This window comes from Exiguobacterium indicum HHS 31 (assembly GCF_001939065.1).
Lineage (GTDB): Bacteria > Bacillota > Bacilli > Exiguobacteriales > Exiguobacteriaceae > Exiguobacterium_A > Exiguobacterium_A indicum.
The window spans coordinates 63,702-79,822 of record NZ_MPSZ01000002.1; the positions used below are offsets into that span (position 1 = coordinate 63,702).

The window sequence follows — 16,121 nt, forward strand, 5'->3', positions numbered from 1 at the left end:
ACTCTCCTCTTTCTGTCTCTCTATTAACGAACGCTCGTCCGGTATCCTTCTGGGTTGTGCGCATGCCAATTCCAAGCATCACGAATGATTGTTTCGATGTCGGTGCGTTGTGGCGTCCAGCCGAGGACTTCTTTTGCTTTGGCGGATCCAGCGATTAAGATACTCGGATCCCCTGCACGACGTTCAATGATGCGTTCCGGAATCGGGTGTCCCGTCACGCGACGGGCTGCCTCGATGATTTCCCGCACGGAAAACCCTTGGCTTGAACCGAGGTTAAAGACTGCGCTGTCGTTGCCGTCCGCTAAATAATCAAGTGCTCGTACATGGGCATCGATCAAGTCTTCAACATGGATGTAATCACGAATGCATGTGCCATCCGGCGTTGGATAATCATCGCCATAGATCGAAATTTCTGCCCGTTGTCGGTTGGCGACTTCAAGGACGAGCGGAATCAAATGTGTTTCTGGTGTATGGTCTTCCCCGATCTCACCTGTCGCCCGTGCACCGGCGACATTGAAGTAACGTAACGCAACGTAACGTAAGCCATACGCTTGTTCAGACCAGCGCATCATCTTCTCCATCATCAACTTCGTCTCGCCATATGCATTCGTCGGACTCGTTTCCGCTGTTTCGAGAATCGGCATCTGTTCCTGTTCACCGTATGTCGCTGCCGTCGAAGAGAAGACAATTTGTTTGATGTCGTGAGCAATCATCGCTTCGAGCAACACTTGTGTCCCGTAAACGTTGTTATCAAAGTAGCGTAATGGTTCCGTCATCGACTCGCCGACAAGTGAAAAAGCAGCGAAATGAACGACTTGTTCAATCGTCTCTTCCGTAAAGACGCGATCGAGAAAAGCACGATCGCGTATATCTCCTTCATATAAACGTGCTTGCGGGTGAACCGCTTCACGATGACCGGATTGCAGATGGTCGATGACGACGACATCCTTTCCGGCATCAATCAATTGATAGACGGCATGGGAGCCGATATAACCAGCTCCACCTACGACTAACGTTGCCATTTAGATGACCTCCCGTTCGATTTCACGTGCTCCGTCACCGACCGTCGCCGTATAGAACGTCGCCGGGTATCCGATCCGTGCTTCATAGTGTTCGCCGACAGATTGTTTGAACGCATCGACTACCTCGTCTTCAACGATCGCAATCGCACAGCCACCAAAACCAGCACCTGTCATCCGTGCGCCGAGTACGCCCGGTTGCTCCCAAGCGGCTTCGACGAGTGTATCGAGTTCAATCCCTGTCACTTCATAATCTTCCCGTAACGAGACGTGTGACGCATTCATCAACTGACCGAACGTCGTCAGTTCTCCCGCTTCGAGTGCCGCTAGCGCCTGAAGCGTTCGTTCATTTTCTGAAATCGCATGGCGAGCGCGACGCATCAAGATTTCTTCTTCCCACGCCACTTTTGCGAATTCTGACGTCGTCCATTGTCCGAGTGCTTCCCGTGGCGTGAATTGATTGAGATAAGCGAGTGCTGCTTCACACTCTGCACGGCGTTCATTGTATTTTGAATCCGCTAGTTCACGGCGTTTGTTCGTATTCATGATGATGATCGTATATCCTGTCAAATCGAGTGGGGCATACGTATAATCGAGCGTCTCACAATCGAGCAACAATCCCGCTCCTGCTTTTCCCATACCGATCGCAAATTGATCCATGATGCCACTGTTGACGCCAATATAACGGTTTTCGACTTGTTGACCGAACCGGACGAGATCAAGACGTGGAATCTCTAATCCGTATAATCGATCGAGCAAGACACCAATGACGAGTTCAAGCGAAGCCGATGATGAAAGACCTGCCCCGTTCGGGATGTCACCTTGAATCAGGATGTCACATCCCGTATCGATTCGGTATCCTGCTTCCTGTAAGACTGTAATCATACCCTTCGCATAGTTCGCCCAACCGTGCGTCGCGTCATACGCAAGTTCGTCGAGCGCGACTTCGATGATGCCGTCTTGCTCGAAATTCAGTGAGTAGAAGCGGAAGCGTTGATCGTCTCGTTTTCGTGCGATCGCATGCGTACCGAACGTCAACGCACATGGAAAGACGTGACCGCCATTGTAATCCGTATGTTCGCCGATTAAGTTGATCCGTCCTGGTGCAAAGAAGCGATGCGTCGACGGTAAGCCAAACCGCTGTTCAAATTGTTCTTCTAACGTCTGGTCTGTCATACGATCGTCTCCTTTGATTCGAGTAGTGAGAGCGCACGGTGGACTGGCTGAATCCGCAAGCAGCGGGCTTCATAGTCCGTCGTGTATGAGAATGTCAAGCCTTGCTGCATCAAGTAAGCGCCGCTTAACGTCCGGTCCTCGACTTGATAACGCATTGCTGGGTCGAGTCCTTTTAGCTTGAAGTGATACTGATGTGTTCCGTATTGTCGAAGTGGCGCGATCGCAAGTAGGACCGTTTCTTCTTCTGATGTATACTGCATGACGCTTGGCGTCTGTTGTGTAAAAGCAGATAAGCGATACTGGATACCGCGTTGAATCGTCGGACGAATCGCTTGATATGTCTCGATCCAGCCTTTTGCTTCCGCAAGTTCATCCGTTGACCATTCGCTTAAGTTACCACCGATGCCGAGTGTGCCTTGCATCGAGGAGACAAAGCGTGTTGCAAGCGGTACGTTGCGTCCATTTAACCAGTTCGGTCCGTCCGTCACCCAACAGCTCATCATTTTCGCATTGTAAGCATACGAGAAGTCGTACTGAATTTGTAAGCGATCGAGTGGATCGGTGTTATCACTCGTCCAGACTTGTTCCGTCCGTGAGAGGATTCCAAGGTCAATCCGTCCGCCACCACCTGCACAGGCTTCAAAGTCGACCGTCGGATGCAAGCGACGTAATTCATCAAAGATTCGGTACAACGCATCGACGTGACGTTTCCATAATTCCTGTTGGCGATCCGTCTGGTCTTTTGGAACACCTGGTTCTGAAAAGGCGCGGTTCATGTCCCATTTGATGTAGTCGATCGCGTGACGCGTCAGCAAGTCGTCCATCATCTCGAGAATGAATTGCTCGACTTCTGGTAATCCGAGGTTTAAGACGTATTGATTCCGTGACGTCGTCCGAACCGCATCGCGCGCATGGTAAATCCAGTCTGGATGCGCCCGGTATAGATCAGAATCCGGATTGACCATCTCCGGTTCGACCCACAGACCGAATTGTAACCCTTGTTGTTTCACATACGAGATCAAAGGCTGAAGACCGTTCGGGAACTTTTCTCGATTGACATGCCAGTCACCGAGTCCCGCTTGATCGGTATGGCGTTCACCGAACCACCCGTCATCGACGACGAACAGTTCACAGCCGATTCCTGCTGCCAGATCAACGAGTTCACGTTGACCAGATTCCGTGACATCGAAATACGTCGCTTCCCATGAGTTATAAAGAACCGGACGATCGGTCGCACGTGGCATGATGACGTCACGCTGAAAGGCATGCGCATGGGCGCTCATATCCGCGAAACCGTCCGCATAGCCGATGTAGAACGTTGGTGTCGTCAACTGTTGTTGATGTGATAGTTTCCAACTGAAGTCAAACGGATTCATGCCACCTGATAGCTGAACGAAACCGAACGCATCTTGTTCGACGTGAATCGCCCAGTTACCGGAATAAGCAAAATGTCCGTAGACGACTTCACCGCCATCTTCTGTCGCGTCCTGCTCGAGTGCGAACCAAGGGTTCGCTTGGTGACTTGTCACTCCACGTCGACTTTCAATCGTCTGGCGCCCTGGTGTCACTGGTGTGATCTGTTTCTTGAACTCACCTGTCCACATGCCAGCGAAGTGATGCAGTTTTAAATTCGGTTGATGCCAGCGTCCCATCGCAAAGGACTGGGCTGCTGTTAAACGAACAGGTAATCGACCTGTGTTTTCAACGACAATCGAACGACCGATGATGTCGTAATCAGCGAACACTTCGTACTGAACCCCGACACGCATCTCCTGCAAGGGATCAAACAGCCAGAGTGTCAATTTCGTTTCCGTCTGTTCGGAGCGCTCAAACTGGAACTGGTGAATCCGCTGTCCATCCTCTCGTTCCGATTTCAAAGTTGGCTCCGTATACAACATCTCGCCGAATGGTACGAAATCGTACGTCGCGACGCCGTCTGGTGATTCAAACGAACTGTGCGCGACGACTGGATTCGGTAACGCTTTATAATCATCCCGGTATGGTAACTTGGCACCGAAATAGGTGTGAATCAGCTTACCGTTCGCACCGACCGTCACGACGTGAGCGACCCGTTTCCCTTCGACGACGAAACGACGTCCTGCTACTTCAAAGATTGCCATGGTTCTCTTCCTCCTTACGTCGTCAGAATCAGTGTCTCGAGTGGTGCGAGCCGGACCGTTCCACGATATGTCTCTTCATCTGTCAATACTTTATATGTGCCGTCCAAGTTAACGTCCCGTGCTTCTTTCGTGTCATGGTTCATCAAGAAGAGGAAATCGCGTTTTTCGCCGTGACGACGCACGATTTCGACTTGATCCGGCGCCTCGATCATCTCGATGCCGGCCTCCGTGAACGCTTGACGGTAAATCGTATCGATCATCGCGTCATCAATCGATGAGCCGATGTAGGTAATCATTCCTTTATAGGCATTGCGCGTCACAGCCGCTACACCCTCGTAGAACGTATCTTTATAAACAGCGAGCGTCTCCGCTGTCGTTGGTGTGATGAGATCACACCAGAGGCGGGCTGTTGAGGATTGTCCTGCCATCTCGCCGATGCCTGCCACCTGATGTTGCTGAACGGATTGGAGTGACTCGTATTCATCGATCTCGATGCCCGCATACGGTGCGAACTTACCTGGTAACGTCGTCGGTACGACATGATTCCGTGCATCCTTCACGCCTGTCCGGTACGTGAAGATGACGTGACCGCCTTGTTCCATGTACGCAATCAAGGCGTCATCGAACGTTGGATTCGTCAAGAAATAGAGCGGAACGATGATCAGTTTATAACGAGATAGATCATCACCTGGGAAGACGATGTCGGTTGCGACTTGTTGACGAACCGCTCCACCATAGAAGCGGACGAACTCCGTCCGGAAATCAAACGCATCACTGTGTGGCTGGTGTGTCCACGCCCAGACGTTTTCTTGATCGAAATAGACACCGACTTTCGCGTCGTAACGGCTCGCGTTGATCTCATCGCCATACGTATTCAGTTCCGTCATGATCTGCTTGACTTCTTCGAATTTCCGTTTCGGTTTGCCATCATGATCGATGATACCGTGACAGAACTCCTCTGTTCCGAAATGAGCAGCCCGGAAGCGGAAGTAGACAATCGCTTCTGCTCCCCGCGCGACCGCTTGGTACGTCCAGAGGCGAATGTGTCCTGGTCGTGGCAAGTAACCGATTTTGCTCCAGCCCTGTGCGCCACTCAATTGCTCCATGACCCAGAACCCTTTTCCTTGCTTCGAAGAGCGGCAAAGATCGTGATCACTCGCCATCTTCTCGAACCGGTTCGGCTCAGGTAGTCCACCCCAGACTGGGTAGTTATCGAACGCCACGTAATCAAGGTCTTGCGCCATTTGTTGCTGATTGACCGCCATGTCACTGTAGACCAGGTTGTGCGTGATGAAGACGTTCTCTGGAATGTAGCGACGTAAGACATCGACTTGTAATTTGTTGTAGTACGTATAGCCGTCGGCACAGAAGCGATCGAAGTCGACGAGCAGTGATGGGTTGTGTTCCTGATAGACTTTACGCGGTACCGGGATTTGCTCCCACGCCGTGTACGTCTGACTCCAGAAGACGGTTCCCCACGCTTCGTTCAAGGCATCGAGCGTTCCGTAACGATTTTCTAACCAACGCTGAAAAGCAGTGCGGTCGACATCACCGTAAGAACGATCCGATTTCTCATGCCCGTATTCATTATCCGTTTGCCACCCGATGACACGAGGATGTTGACCGTAGCGTTTCGCCATCTCTTCCGTGATCTTGACGGATAGACGCTGGTACGTTTCGCTGTGGACCGTATAATGGCGACGGGCACCAAAGCTGATCGTCACACCGTTCTCATCGACCGGTAAGATTTCTGGATACTTCGTACATAACCAAGCCGGTGGTGTCGCAGTTGGTGTTCCGAGTACGATATCGAATCCTTCCGCACTCAAGCGTTCGATGACGTCATCCCAAAAGCTGAAGTCATAGACGCCTTCTTCCGGCTCCATCATCGACCAAGCGAATTCCGCGAGACGAACGACGTTGACGCCAAGTTCCTTCATCAGTCGGAAGTCTTCCTCCCATAGTGCTCGTGGTGTTTGTTCTGGATAATAATCGACTCCTAAATACATTGTGCTCCCCCTTACGCAAAAACAATTATTTTACTGCACCCGCCGTCATTCCTTTTTGGAAGAAACGTTGGAAGAAGATATAGAAGATCATCGTCGGTAAACTGATCAAAACAAGTGATGCGTAGATTTTTCCTGGATCCCCACCGAGCGCATCCTTGAAGAAACTTGGTGCCATCGTCACTGTCTGATAGGCAGGATCCGTCATGAACGTAAGAACCATCAAGTATTCGTTCCATGAGTTAAGGAACGCATAGATTAAAGCTGTTGCGAGCGCTGGTTTTGCGAGTGGTAGCATGACTTTGAAGAACACTTCAAGAATCGTCGCCCCATCGATATACGCCGCTTCCATCAGTTCGTTTGGTAGTTCATCAAAGTATCCTTTGATGAGCATTAGACCGAATGGTAAGAAGAACGCAACTTCCGCTCCGATCAGTCCCCAGTGGTTGTTCAGTCCGTCAAACGAACGGAGCGTGAAGAACAATGGAACGATCATCGAAGCGACGGGTAACATCAGACCCGCTAAGACCATGTTGAACAACAGGCGTTTTCCAGCAAACTCAAGTTTCGAGAAGGCAAACGCCGCGAATGCCAGAATCGTGATCGAGATGATGATCATGAAGAAGGCAACGAAGAAACTGTTGAAGACGAACGTTGGGAAGTTCGGGTTTTGTAGTGTCGCGATATAGTTGTCGAATCCATTGATTCGGAGACTCTCTTTGAACATGACGAAAATCGGGAATAACCAGACGATTGATGCCAGCACCAATACAAGGTTGATCATCCAGCGGCTTTTTTTAGATTCTACATCCATGGGTCGTTCCTCCTTAGTTATCCATTTTCTTTTGTACGCGCAATTGGAAGTACGTGATGAGCAGGGCAATCGTCAATAGGATGATGGCAACAGCACTCGAGTAACCGACTTCCTGTTGCAACATCGATTTCCGGAATAGATAAGTCGAAATGAACTCCGTCGACGATCCCGGTCCGCCGGCTGTCGTGATCCAGACTAAGTCAAACGTCTTCAGACCACCGATGACACCGAGGATCGAAAGTGTGAACGTCGTTCCTTTCAAGTTCGGGAAGACGATGCTCCACAGTGTCCGGAAGAATCCAGCTCCATCGATTTTTGCTGCTTCGAAGATTTCCTTCTCAATCGTCAACATCGCCATGTAGTACATGACCATTGAAGAACCCGTCCACTGGAAGATGTTGATTGCAATGACGGAATAAAGCGCGATGTCCGGATCACCGAGCCAGTTCTGTTCGAAGCTACCGAGACCAATCGCACGGAGGAACTCATTGATGTAACCAAACTGGAAATCATAGATTTGTGAGAATGCCGCACCGAGTACGACAGGGCTCAAGACGACCGGGAAGAAGAAGACCGACTTCATCGCCGTCCGCAATGGTCCCGGTGTATGCAGGAAGTACGCCAAGACAAGACCGATACCGGCTTGGATCGTGACTGTTAAAATCGTGAAGATGAACGTATTCTTCAGCGAGAGATAGAAGTCTGGATCTTGGAACATCTCAGCATAGTTGTCGAGTCCGACGAACGCTTTGTCAAACGAGATTCCGTCCCACGAGAAGAACGAGTTATAGGCGTTATAGAAGATCCCATAATAGATGAAGCTGACAACGAACAAGACGATCGGGGCAACGAAAGCCCATCCGACCATGTTCCGCTTCATGTTCTTTTTCTTCTTTGGCGCAGGCGTACGTGTCGCTACCGGCTGGAGCGGTTCTGCTTTTGGTTTAATCGGCAATTCCTGTCGCTCTGTCTGCATATGGATTCCCCACTTTCCTCAAGTCCAAAAATCAGGAAGTGGCACGCAGGCGTACCACTTCACTGTCGAGTCTTATTTCGCTGATTGATCCGCTGCGTCTTGAACGCGTTGTAATGCTTCTTTCGGATCTTGTCCTGTCGCGATGTTTTGAAGTTCCTTACCGAGGATATCGTTTAATTTCGTATCCCGGATACCACGGCTAGCAACCGCTTTTGCTAATGTGTCGTTCAACATCTTGTACGACTCTTTTTCACCTTCCGATGTGAAGGCAGCATCTGAATCGACTTTGACGTCCTTTATTCCAGGTGCCATCTCGAACTCACCCATGTAGACTTCTTGTCCTTTTCCTTGGCTCATGAAGGCGATGAACTCCGCTGCACCTTCTTGTTGTTTTGACTCTTTGTTGACACCAAGTGCCATGTCGATCGATGCGATGACGGGTTGCTCTGTTCCGCCTACTAAGTTCGGGAGTGGAACGAATCCGAGCTCATCATCGATTTTCCATTTTTCTTTTTTCTCTTTCGTCGTCATCGAGTGTGCTTCCCATGAACCGATGACCCACATCGCTGCTTTTTTATCGAAGAATTGGTTCATCCCGTCATTGTACGTCGCTAGACCAAGTGCACCTTCTTGGAAGACTTTATCCTTGAAGAGGTCTTGCCAGATTTGCGCTGTTTTGACCATCTCGTCGTCTGTCCACTTCGCTTCACCCGAAAGAACTTTTTGGATGTAGCCTGGTGCCACTTGGTGACTGAGGACGTTGTAGACGTCGATATCGATCCACGCATCTTTTGCTCCGAGCATGAGTGGGATGACTTTATCGCCTGAGTCTTTGATCTTCTTGACTGCACTGACTGTTTCTTTGTAGTTCTTCGGTGGTGTCACGCCGTATTTGTCGAGCATCGTCTTGTTGTACATCAAGTACGCTTGACCTGTGAACCCGATTGGCACTGCATATTGTTTACCGTCGAGTGTCGTTTGTTCGATTCCAAGCTCGACGAACTTGTCTTTCCAGCCTTTGCCTGCTGCTTTATCCATGTACGAATCAACCGGTACGACACGATCCTTGTACTGCTGGATCATCGGTTCTTTTAGACCGATGATGTCTGGACCCTTACCTGACAACATCGCGACTTGTAATTGTTTTTCATAGTCTTCACTGTAGCGTTTGAATTGAACGACGTATTTGTCTTGCGATTCGTTGAACGCATCAACGACTGCTTTCCCCGCTTCTGGTTGTGGCGCCCAGCCCCACCATGTGACGATCGTCTTGCCGTCTTTCGTTTTCGTTTGTTGCTCGTCTTCGCCACCACAAGCAGCAAGGAATGCGGATAATGTTAGGACTGATGCTGCAGCAACGAGTTTCGTTTTTTTGAATTTCATGTAAGAGCTCCCCTTTTATGTGTAAGTAGTCAAGCGTATCGTCTAGCGTGTTCCCCTTCAATTTGTGCTTGTTTGCACCATTCTTCGATCACTTTCGTCTGAATCGGCATTCCCTGTAGCTGAATCAATACGCGGGCAATCAATCGAAGACGGTACGCCAGCGTATCAACGTCCGGTCGGACGAAGAGATATAACTCCCCACCGAGCGTCAAACAACCGGCAGAGCGCATGTGTTGCATGAGTGCGCGTAATTCAATGTATCCGCTCTCATTTTTTCGAATGTGTAGCTCGGATGAACGGATCGTCAGGACCCCTTGTACCGATGACATCCGGAATTGAAACACACCGTCACGTCGTGGTCGGACGAGCACGATATCCTGCTCGTCTGTCGGGACATCGCCTGGACCCTGTTCTGTCATCTGTTGCGTCGACCGATGAAAATAAAAACCGCGGATTGCTCCGTAACGCCCGAAAGCTTCACGGTACGAAACCCATGGATCGTATGGTTCCATTGCGCGATGCCTCCCTTTCCTGCTTCAGCTTGATTAGCCCCTGCTAACCTGCATCCACCTCCACTTAGTTGACCATGAACTTAGTAAATTAAATTTATTATCTAACTTTACATCGACTATAGCACATCACTTTTTAATTTGTAAACGGTTTCATTAAATTATTTTTGAATAACAAAACCGATTCCATCTCTTGCTGGTTCGCAAGACACGGAATCGGCTCATTAAATCGTTTGAAATAAACTGTTCGTTGCAAGGGCCGCAGCACTGAGCGCTCCCTGTTTTTCACCCCACGGGACCATCTTGACATCGGTTTCACGTGAAGCAGCGGTCAACGCCGTGTGCTCGACCCGTTCCTTGATTTGATCAACGATCGTAGGTGCGAGCTCGAACATCGGTCCCCCAAGTAAAATCCGGCGTGGATTCAAAAGATGAATCGTATTCAAGACTCCGATTCCGATATATTCCCCCGCTCGTTCATACGCACGAACCGCCTGCTCGTCTCCCTCGTTCAACCGCTTGCGCAAATCAGCAAGCGTCGAGACTTGTGGATCAACGACAGCATAATCCCGTAACAATGCTTTTTCGCCTGCCAACGCTTCAAGACATCCTCGGTTCCCACACGAGCAAATCGGACCATCGAGATCAAGGCGCATGTGTCCGACCTCTCCCGTAATATGATGTTGTCCGTCGACAAGCTGTCCGTCGAGCACATAAGCACCCCCGATTCCTTCCCCAGCATAGAGATAGAAGAATTGTTCGACCCCGACGCCTTCACCGAACAATAACTCAAACGAAGCGAGTGCCCGGACATCATTTTCGATGAAGACAGGATAGTCAAAACGTGCTTCGAGTTGTACCTTCAACTCAACATCATGCAGATGGAATCGTGGAGCAAAAAGAATGACACCTGTCTCCGGATTGACCATCCCGTGGACAGAGATGCCGATTCCGTGAATCGTTCCCCGTCCTTTTGTCTGTGCAATCAACGTCTCGCATAAGCGACCGATTGCTTCAATCAGTTCTTCATTCGTCTCAAAGCGTCCCACGGCTTCGGACTCATGAATCGTGTTCCCACTTAAATCCGCAACGACACCGATGAATTGGTGACTTGTTGCATCGATGCCGATGACGTATTGCTCTGTTGCGACGAGTTCGAGCATGATCGGTTTTCGTCCCCCATTTGATACCCCAAGCTCTCGCTCCGTCACGAGTTGTTCTGCAATCAATTCACTGACGATGTTTGATACCGTCGGCTTCGTCAAGTTCGTCCGTTGTGCTAACTCGACCCGCGAAATCGGTTGATGCATCCGGATCAGTCGCAAGACGAGTGCTCGATTATAAGAACGCATCCATTTAGAATTACGCGGTGTTTCTTTCGCCATGTCCCCCTCAACCCCTTTGGTCTGTCTCTTTACTATCTTCGCATATTTTGTAAGGGATTTCACGGTATCACACAAAAACCGTTCATCTGCTGAACGGTTTTTGTGCACTTTCATGCTTCGTCGTATGGTTGTTCCAAGATCAAGACACGTGAACCGTCCGGATTCTCGGTCAGTTCGATTTCGACGATAGCTTGACCGACTAACAAGACGATCGGTTGAGACGGATCATTCTCGCGAAAGAAACCGATTTTTCCATGATACGCATCCATATAGTCCGCATATAAAAACGTTCCGTTGACGTGTAACTCATCCTTCATGCGATTAAACGTCAGACGTGGAACACCGTACCAAGCTTCCCCATTCAAATAAAGTAACGGACGCTCGCCGACCGATTCATTCATCGCCCGTCGGACTTCAATCGCCCCCGTCGTATCGTAATACAATCGATCCTGACCACGTGTCGCGATGACGATCGGATGTTTCTGATACAAGACGACTTCTAAAATTTCATCTGCTTGTTCGACGAAATAACCAGTCTCATCCGACTGGGCAAAACTAATCGTATACAGCTGCATCCAGGAAACAATGTCCGTCACTTGAACCGGTTTATGAAAAAGCGCAGAAACAAGCAGTGTTTCTTGCGGAGTCACAATCAGATTGACGGAGATATCCGCTAAGCGGATCGTCCGGATTTGTGTCGAAGGATACGTATGGTCATAACTCGGAACAAGCATCGCTTCATAGTGATCATCCTTTTCGACCAGTTCAATCGATGGCATGCGTCGATCAAAATCCGCAATTTGAATTCGTTTCATCCGACATCTCCTCTCACCTTCTCGAACAGCCTCACGCAAGTTATTACCCAATATCTGGTTTTCGTGCACTCCCCTGAATTCAAAAAACCGGAACGCATGCGTCCCGGTCATTATAGATATAAATCATATAGTAGATATAGAATGCCTCCGACGATGATTAAAAATGAGAAGATGCCCGTTTTCCCAAAAAAGACGCGATCGACGGTTTCATCCCATTCGAATCTTGGCTTCGTCATCTAGTACCGCTCCCTTTAACAAGCTCGTAGTACTTCTCTTTTTCGACGTCTCGTATCCAATCCCTTGTTATGATCTGTCATTTCGTTCCATTTGCGAAATAAATCAATGTTTCGGTCTCATCTTCTGTCAACGGTCGTCCTGTCTCTTCTGCATATAAGGTCCGCATGTCCTTCAGTCGCCCTCCGGTCGCTTCTGTTACGCGAATGGCTCGACGCAACATGTTGATCTCTTCTTCAAATTCCGACTTCGGCATCGCTTCTCCATGCGACCAGATATAATAGTCGGCATCTAAACGATCGAGTGTCGTTAGTAAACGCGTCGTCCGTTCGACCGTATAATTCCACTTCGGTGAAAAGATATCGGCATACATCGCGTCGCCTAAGAACACGACACGTTCTTCCGGAATGTAGACGAGTAGACTTCCCGGGGAATGATCGTTTTCGACTTCAATCAACTGACAGTGTACCCCGCCCAAATCAAGATCCAGTTGTCCTTCAAAGCCGATCGTCGGTAAAACGACTTCGATATCACGTGTCGAACCGAACTCGAGCTTGATCGCGTCCGCACAAAACGGAATCTCGATGCCTTGATCCATTCGTTCTTGTAACGCTCCATCTGTCCAAGCGTATGGTTGCATCTCCTTCATTCGTTCGATCGTTTGCTTGGTCGCGATTGACGGCAGACCGAGATGTTTCATCCCAAAAATATGATCCCAGTGCCAGTGGGTCAATGCCAATAAATCAGGTGATCCAAGATTGTGTTTCTTTATTTCTTCTAAGAATAGTGATGCATGAGCTGACGAGTTTCCCGCATCGATCATCAATTGATGCTTTTCCCCACGTACGACGGCGAGAATCGGGCGGTCCGTCTCGCTGACCGGTGTCTGATACCAAATCCGTGAAGTTAGTTGTTTGAAGTGTTGCATGCTCTACCTCCTTATCATCTGCTTTTAGTATACGTCATGACAAAACCGGGTTCATCTAGAAGACGAACCCGGTCTGGTTAGTTCTTATTTTTTAGCGTTTGGTCGAAACGGCCACCAGACCCCTTTGCCAAACGATACCGTGATCGCTGGAATCAAGAGCGGTAAGACGATCAATCCATATAAGAGTAGACCTGTAATGACGATCGTCGCGATTTGAACGAGACTCAAGACACCAGACGGCATCATCGCTCCGAACGTTCCTGCGAGGATGATCGCTGCCGTGATGATGACAGATCCCATCTTTTTCATCGACAGGAACATCGCTTCCTTCGTATCGAGTCCCTTGATCGTCTCTTCCCGGAAACGGTCGAGGAGGAAAATCGAGTAGTCGATACCAAGGGCAATCAACATGACGAATCCGAAGAACGGAACGGCCCAACTGATACCGTCATATCCAAGTCCGTTGACGAAGATCAGCTCTGCGATCGACATCGACGTATAATACGTCAGCAATAACGAACCGATCATGAACAACGGCATGATCAACGAACGGAACATGATTGCTAGAATCACGAAGAGACTGATCAGCATGACCGTCACTGTTCGTTTGAAATCGGCTTTCGACGTATCATTTAAATCACTGTTGACACTTGAGATACCACCGTATGCAACACTGCTGTCTTCAAACGGTGTCCCTTTGATTGTCTTCGCTGTCGTCTCTTTGATCGCAGCGACCGTTTGAATCGCTTCCGGAGAATACGGATCATCTTCGAGGATGACTTCGAACTTCAATCCCGTCTGTTGATCGATCGCGTAACGATCAATTGCTGGTTTAAAGGCTTTATCCGACAGCGTATCTTTTGGAACGAACACACCTGTCCCCCGAATCGATGTCGCTTGTCCCATCTCGGTCAGAAGATCAGAAATGTCTTCAAGACCACTTTCAATTTTCGTCAATCCTGCGTTCGCTTGACCGACACCGTCCGCGAGTTGAGTCAACCCACTTCCAAGTTGACCGGCTTGCGCACCTTGAGACGCAATCCCACTTGCTGCTTGACTGATGCCGGCTTGAACTTGGCTCAATTGACCAGACAAGGCATTCAACGTTCCGACGGTTTGCGGAATGTTTTGGGTCGATTGTAGACCTTGACCGACGAGCGTCAACTGTTGGTTAATTTGCCCAAGTCCGTCTGCTGCTTGTTGCAACTGATTCGCACCTGCTGAAGCCGCGTCTCCTGCTGGTAGCTGTCCTGTAATCCCATTCAAATTATCTTCCACCGTCGTCAGACCAGACTGAACATCCGTGAGGCCGGCGGTAGCTTTCTTCATACCATCAGCAACTTGTTTTAATTGACGATCGACGTAGAAATCATTGATGACTTCGCCTGTCGGACGAGAAATCGAACGAACCGATTTGACCCCATCAATCTTCACCAGTTCGCGACTGAGTTGTTCCGCATAAGGAACTGTTTTTTCAGTAATCAAATCATCGTCACTCTTCAGGATGACGTTGACCGGGAGCGACTCACCTGCACCAAATCCATCCGAGATCGCATTCAGTCCTTTGACCGTCTCATACTTCGCACCAATCTCATCGACGGTATTAAACGAAAGGTCATCATCATACGTAAAGAGTGTCGGGACCGTGATGATCGCAACGATGATCATCGCAAGCAACGGGCGACGAATCGATAATCCACCATACTGTGCCCACAGTTTACTGTCTTGGTGACTCGCCGCCTTCTTCGATGGCCAGAATAGCTTTTCTTTTAATGTCGCCATGAAGAATGGAACAAGTGTAAACAAGACAAGCAAGAGTACGGCAATCCCGACTGCAACTGCGACCGACGATTTAAAGATCGGGAAGTCCGCAAATCCAATCGCCGAGAAGCCGACGAGAACAGCGAGACCACTGATTAGTAACGTACGCCCTGCTGTCTTATACGTGTTGACGATTGCTGTCTCAACGTCGTGTCCTGCCGTCAACTCTTCCTTATACCGGCTCAGGAGCAAAATACAATAGTCCGTCCCAATCCCGAACAGGATGGCAACGAGGAAGATTTGCGTATAGTTCGATACTGGGAAGCCGAACCAATCGACGAAAAAGGCGACGAGTGATTGGCTGATCAGGTACGTAAACCCAACTGCAACGAGTGGGACGAACGGTGTGACGACTGAACGGAAGACGAGCAGAAGCAGTCCGAAAATCAATCCGACCGTAATCAGTTCCGTCCGCTTCAGTCCCTCTTGCGAGCTCGTATTGACGTCATCATTGATTAACGCTTCACCCGTTAGATAAATCGTTTGATCCTTTGGTAAGAGGTCCGTCCGGATTTGTTTTGCCAGTTTGACGATCTCTTCTTGCGAACCGTCGACCGTGATTGGCACGAGAACTGTCTTTTTGTCTTTTGAGACGAGCTGTCCTTCTGTCTCTTTGTTTTCAAACGGATCGAGCACATCCGTGACCGGACGATCAAGTGCTTCTAAATCCTGAACGATTTGCCCGATCGATGTTCGATCGGCATCGCTGACTTTGTCTTTGAGCGGAATGACGAGAGAAATGGTTTCTTCACTTGCCCCCGCTTTTTCTAAAATGTCAGCTGCCCGTTGTGAATCGGCATCATTTGCAAGCTGAATCGCACCTGCTTCTTCTGCTTGTTTAGCCAAGTTTGGTGCCGTAAATAGTAAACCTACTGTGACGATAAGCAATAATGCAAGAATTGCCCAACGCCATTTGACGATTTGTCGCATATCCG

The 16,121-nt window shown here is 49.3% G+C and carries 13 protein-coding genes; all 13 read right to left on the bottom strand.

Annotation, left to right across the window (positions count from 1 at the left end; translation table 11 throughout):
• Positions 1–23: 23 nt before the first annotated feature.
• The 13 genes from galE to N179_RS08745 all read right to left on the bottom strand — a co-directional run bounded on the left by galE (position 24) and on the right by N179_RS08745 (position 16,116).
• Positions 24–1,022, bottom strand: coding sequence for a UDP-glucose 4-epimerase GalE (gene galE, locus N179_RS08690; protein WP_075642686.1), 999 nt, complete (start codon positions 1,020–1,022; stop codon positions 24–26).
• The gene (locus tag N179_RS08695; protein WP_035399048.1) at positions 1,023–2,195 is read right to left on the bottom strand and encodes a galactokinase; all 1,173 of its coding nucleotides are present in this window, start codon (positions 2,193–2,195) and stop codon (positions 1,023–1,025) included.
• Complete coding sequence (locus tag N179_RS08700; protein ID WP_075642687.1) at positions 2,192–4,315, bottom strand: alpha-galactosidase; 2,124 nt, start codon at positions 4,313–4,315, stop codon at positions 2,192–2,194. The genes N179_RS08695 and N179_RS08700 overlap by 4 nt, the downstream gene beginning before the upstream one ends.
• Positions 4,316–4,329: 14 nt before the next feature.
• Positions 4,330–6,324, bottom strand: a complete 1,995-nt coding sequence (locus tag N179_RS08705) for a beta-galactosidase (protein WP_075642688.1) — start codon at positions 6,322–6,324, stop codon at positions 4,330–4,332.
• 25 nt (positions 6,325–6,349) lie between these two features.
• Positions 6,350–7,135, bottom strand: coding sequence for a carbohydrate ABC transporter permease (locus N179_RS08710; RefSeq protein WP_023466970.1), 786 nt, complete (start codon positions 7,133–7,135; stop codon positions 6,350–6,352).
• Between the two features lie 13 nt (positions 7,136–7,148).
• On the bottom strand, positions 7,149–8,111 hold the full coding sequence (locus N179_RS08715) for a carbohydrate ABC transporter permease (RefSeq protein WP_055970127.1): 963 nt from the start codon (positions 8,109–8,111) through the stop codon (positions 7,149–7,151).
• A 72-nt stretch (positions 8,112–8,183) separates the two neighbouring features.
• Positions 8,184–9,494 (bottom strand): ABC transporter substrate-binding protein, encoded by a 1,311-nt coding sequence (locus N179_RS08720; RefSeq protein WP_075642689.1) that lies wholly within the window; start codon positions 9,492–9,494, stop codon positions 8,184–8,186.
• 29 nt (positions 9,495–9,523) lie between these two features.
• Complete coding sequence (locus N179_RS08725; RefSeq protein WP_050678941.1) at positions 9,524–10,006, bottom strand: hypothetical protein; 483 nt, start codon at positions 10,004–10,006, stop codon at positions 9,524–9,526.
• Between the two features lie 221 nt (positions 10,007–10,227).
• The gene (locus N179_RS08730) at positions 10,228–11,388 is read right to left on the bottom strand and encodes an ROK family transcriptional regulator (protein WP_023466966.1); all 1,161 of its coding nucleotides are present in this window, start codon (positions 11,386–11,388) and stop codon (positions 10,228–10,230) included.
• Positions 11,389–11,498: 110 nt separating this feature from the next.
• The gene (locus N179_RS08735; protein WP_035399056.1) at positions 11,499–12,203 is read right to left on the bottom strand and encodes a hypothetical protein; all 705 of its coding nucleotides are present in this window, start codon (positions 12,201–12,203) and stop codon (positions 11,499–11,501) included.
• 110 nt (positions 12,204–12,313) lie between these two features.
• Entirely contained in the window at positions 12,314–12,439 is a 126-nt protein-coding gene (locus tag N179_RS17240) for a hypothetical protein (protein ID WP_276327335.1), read from the bottom strand.
• Between the two features lie 77 nt (positions 12,440–12,516).
• The gene (locus tag N179_RS08740; RefSeq protein WP_075642690.1) at positions 12,517–13,365 is read right to left on the bottom strand and encodes an MBL fold metallo-hydrolase; all 849 of its coding nucleotides are present in this window, start codon (positions 13,363–13,365) and stop codon (positions 12,517–12,519) included.
• Positions 13,366–13,449: 84 nt separating this feature from the next.
• Complete coding sequence (locus N179_RS08745) at positions 13,450–16,116, bottom strand: MMPL family transporter (RefSeq protein WP_075642691.1); 2,667 nt, start codon at positions 16,114–16,116, stop codon at positions 13,450–13,452.
• Positions 16,117–16,121: the final 5 nt, after the last annotated feature.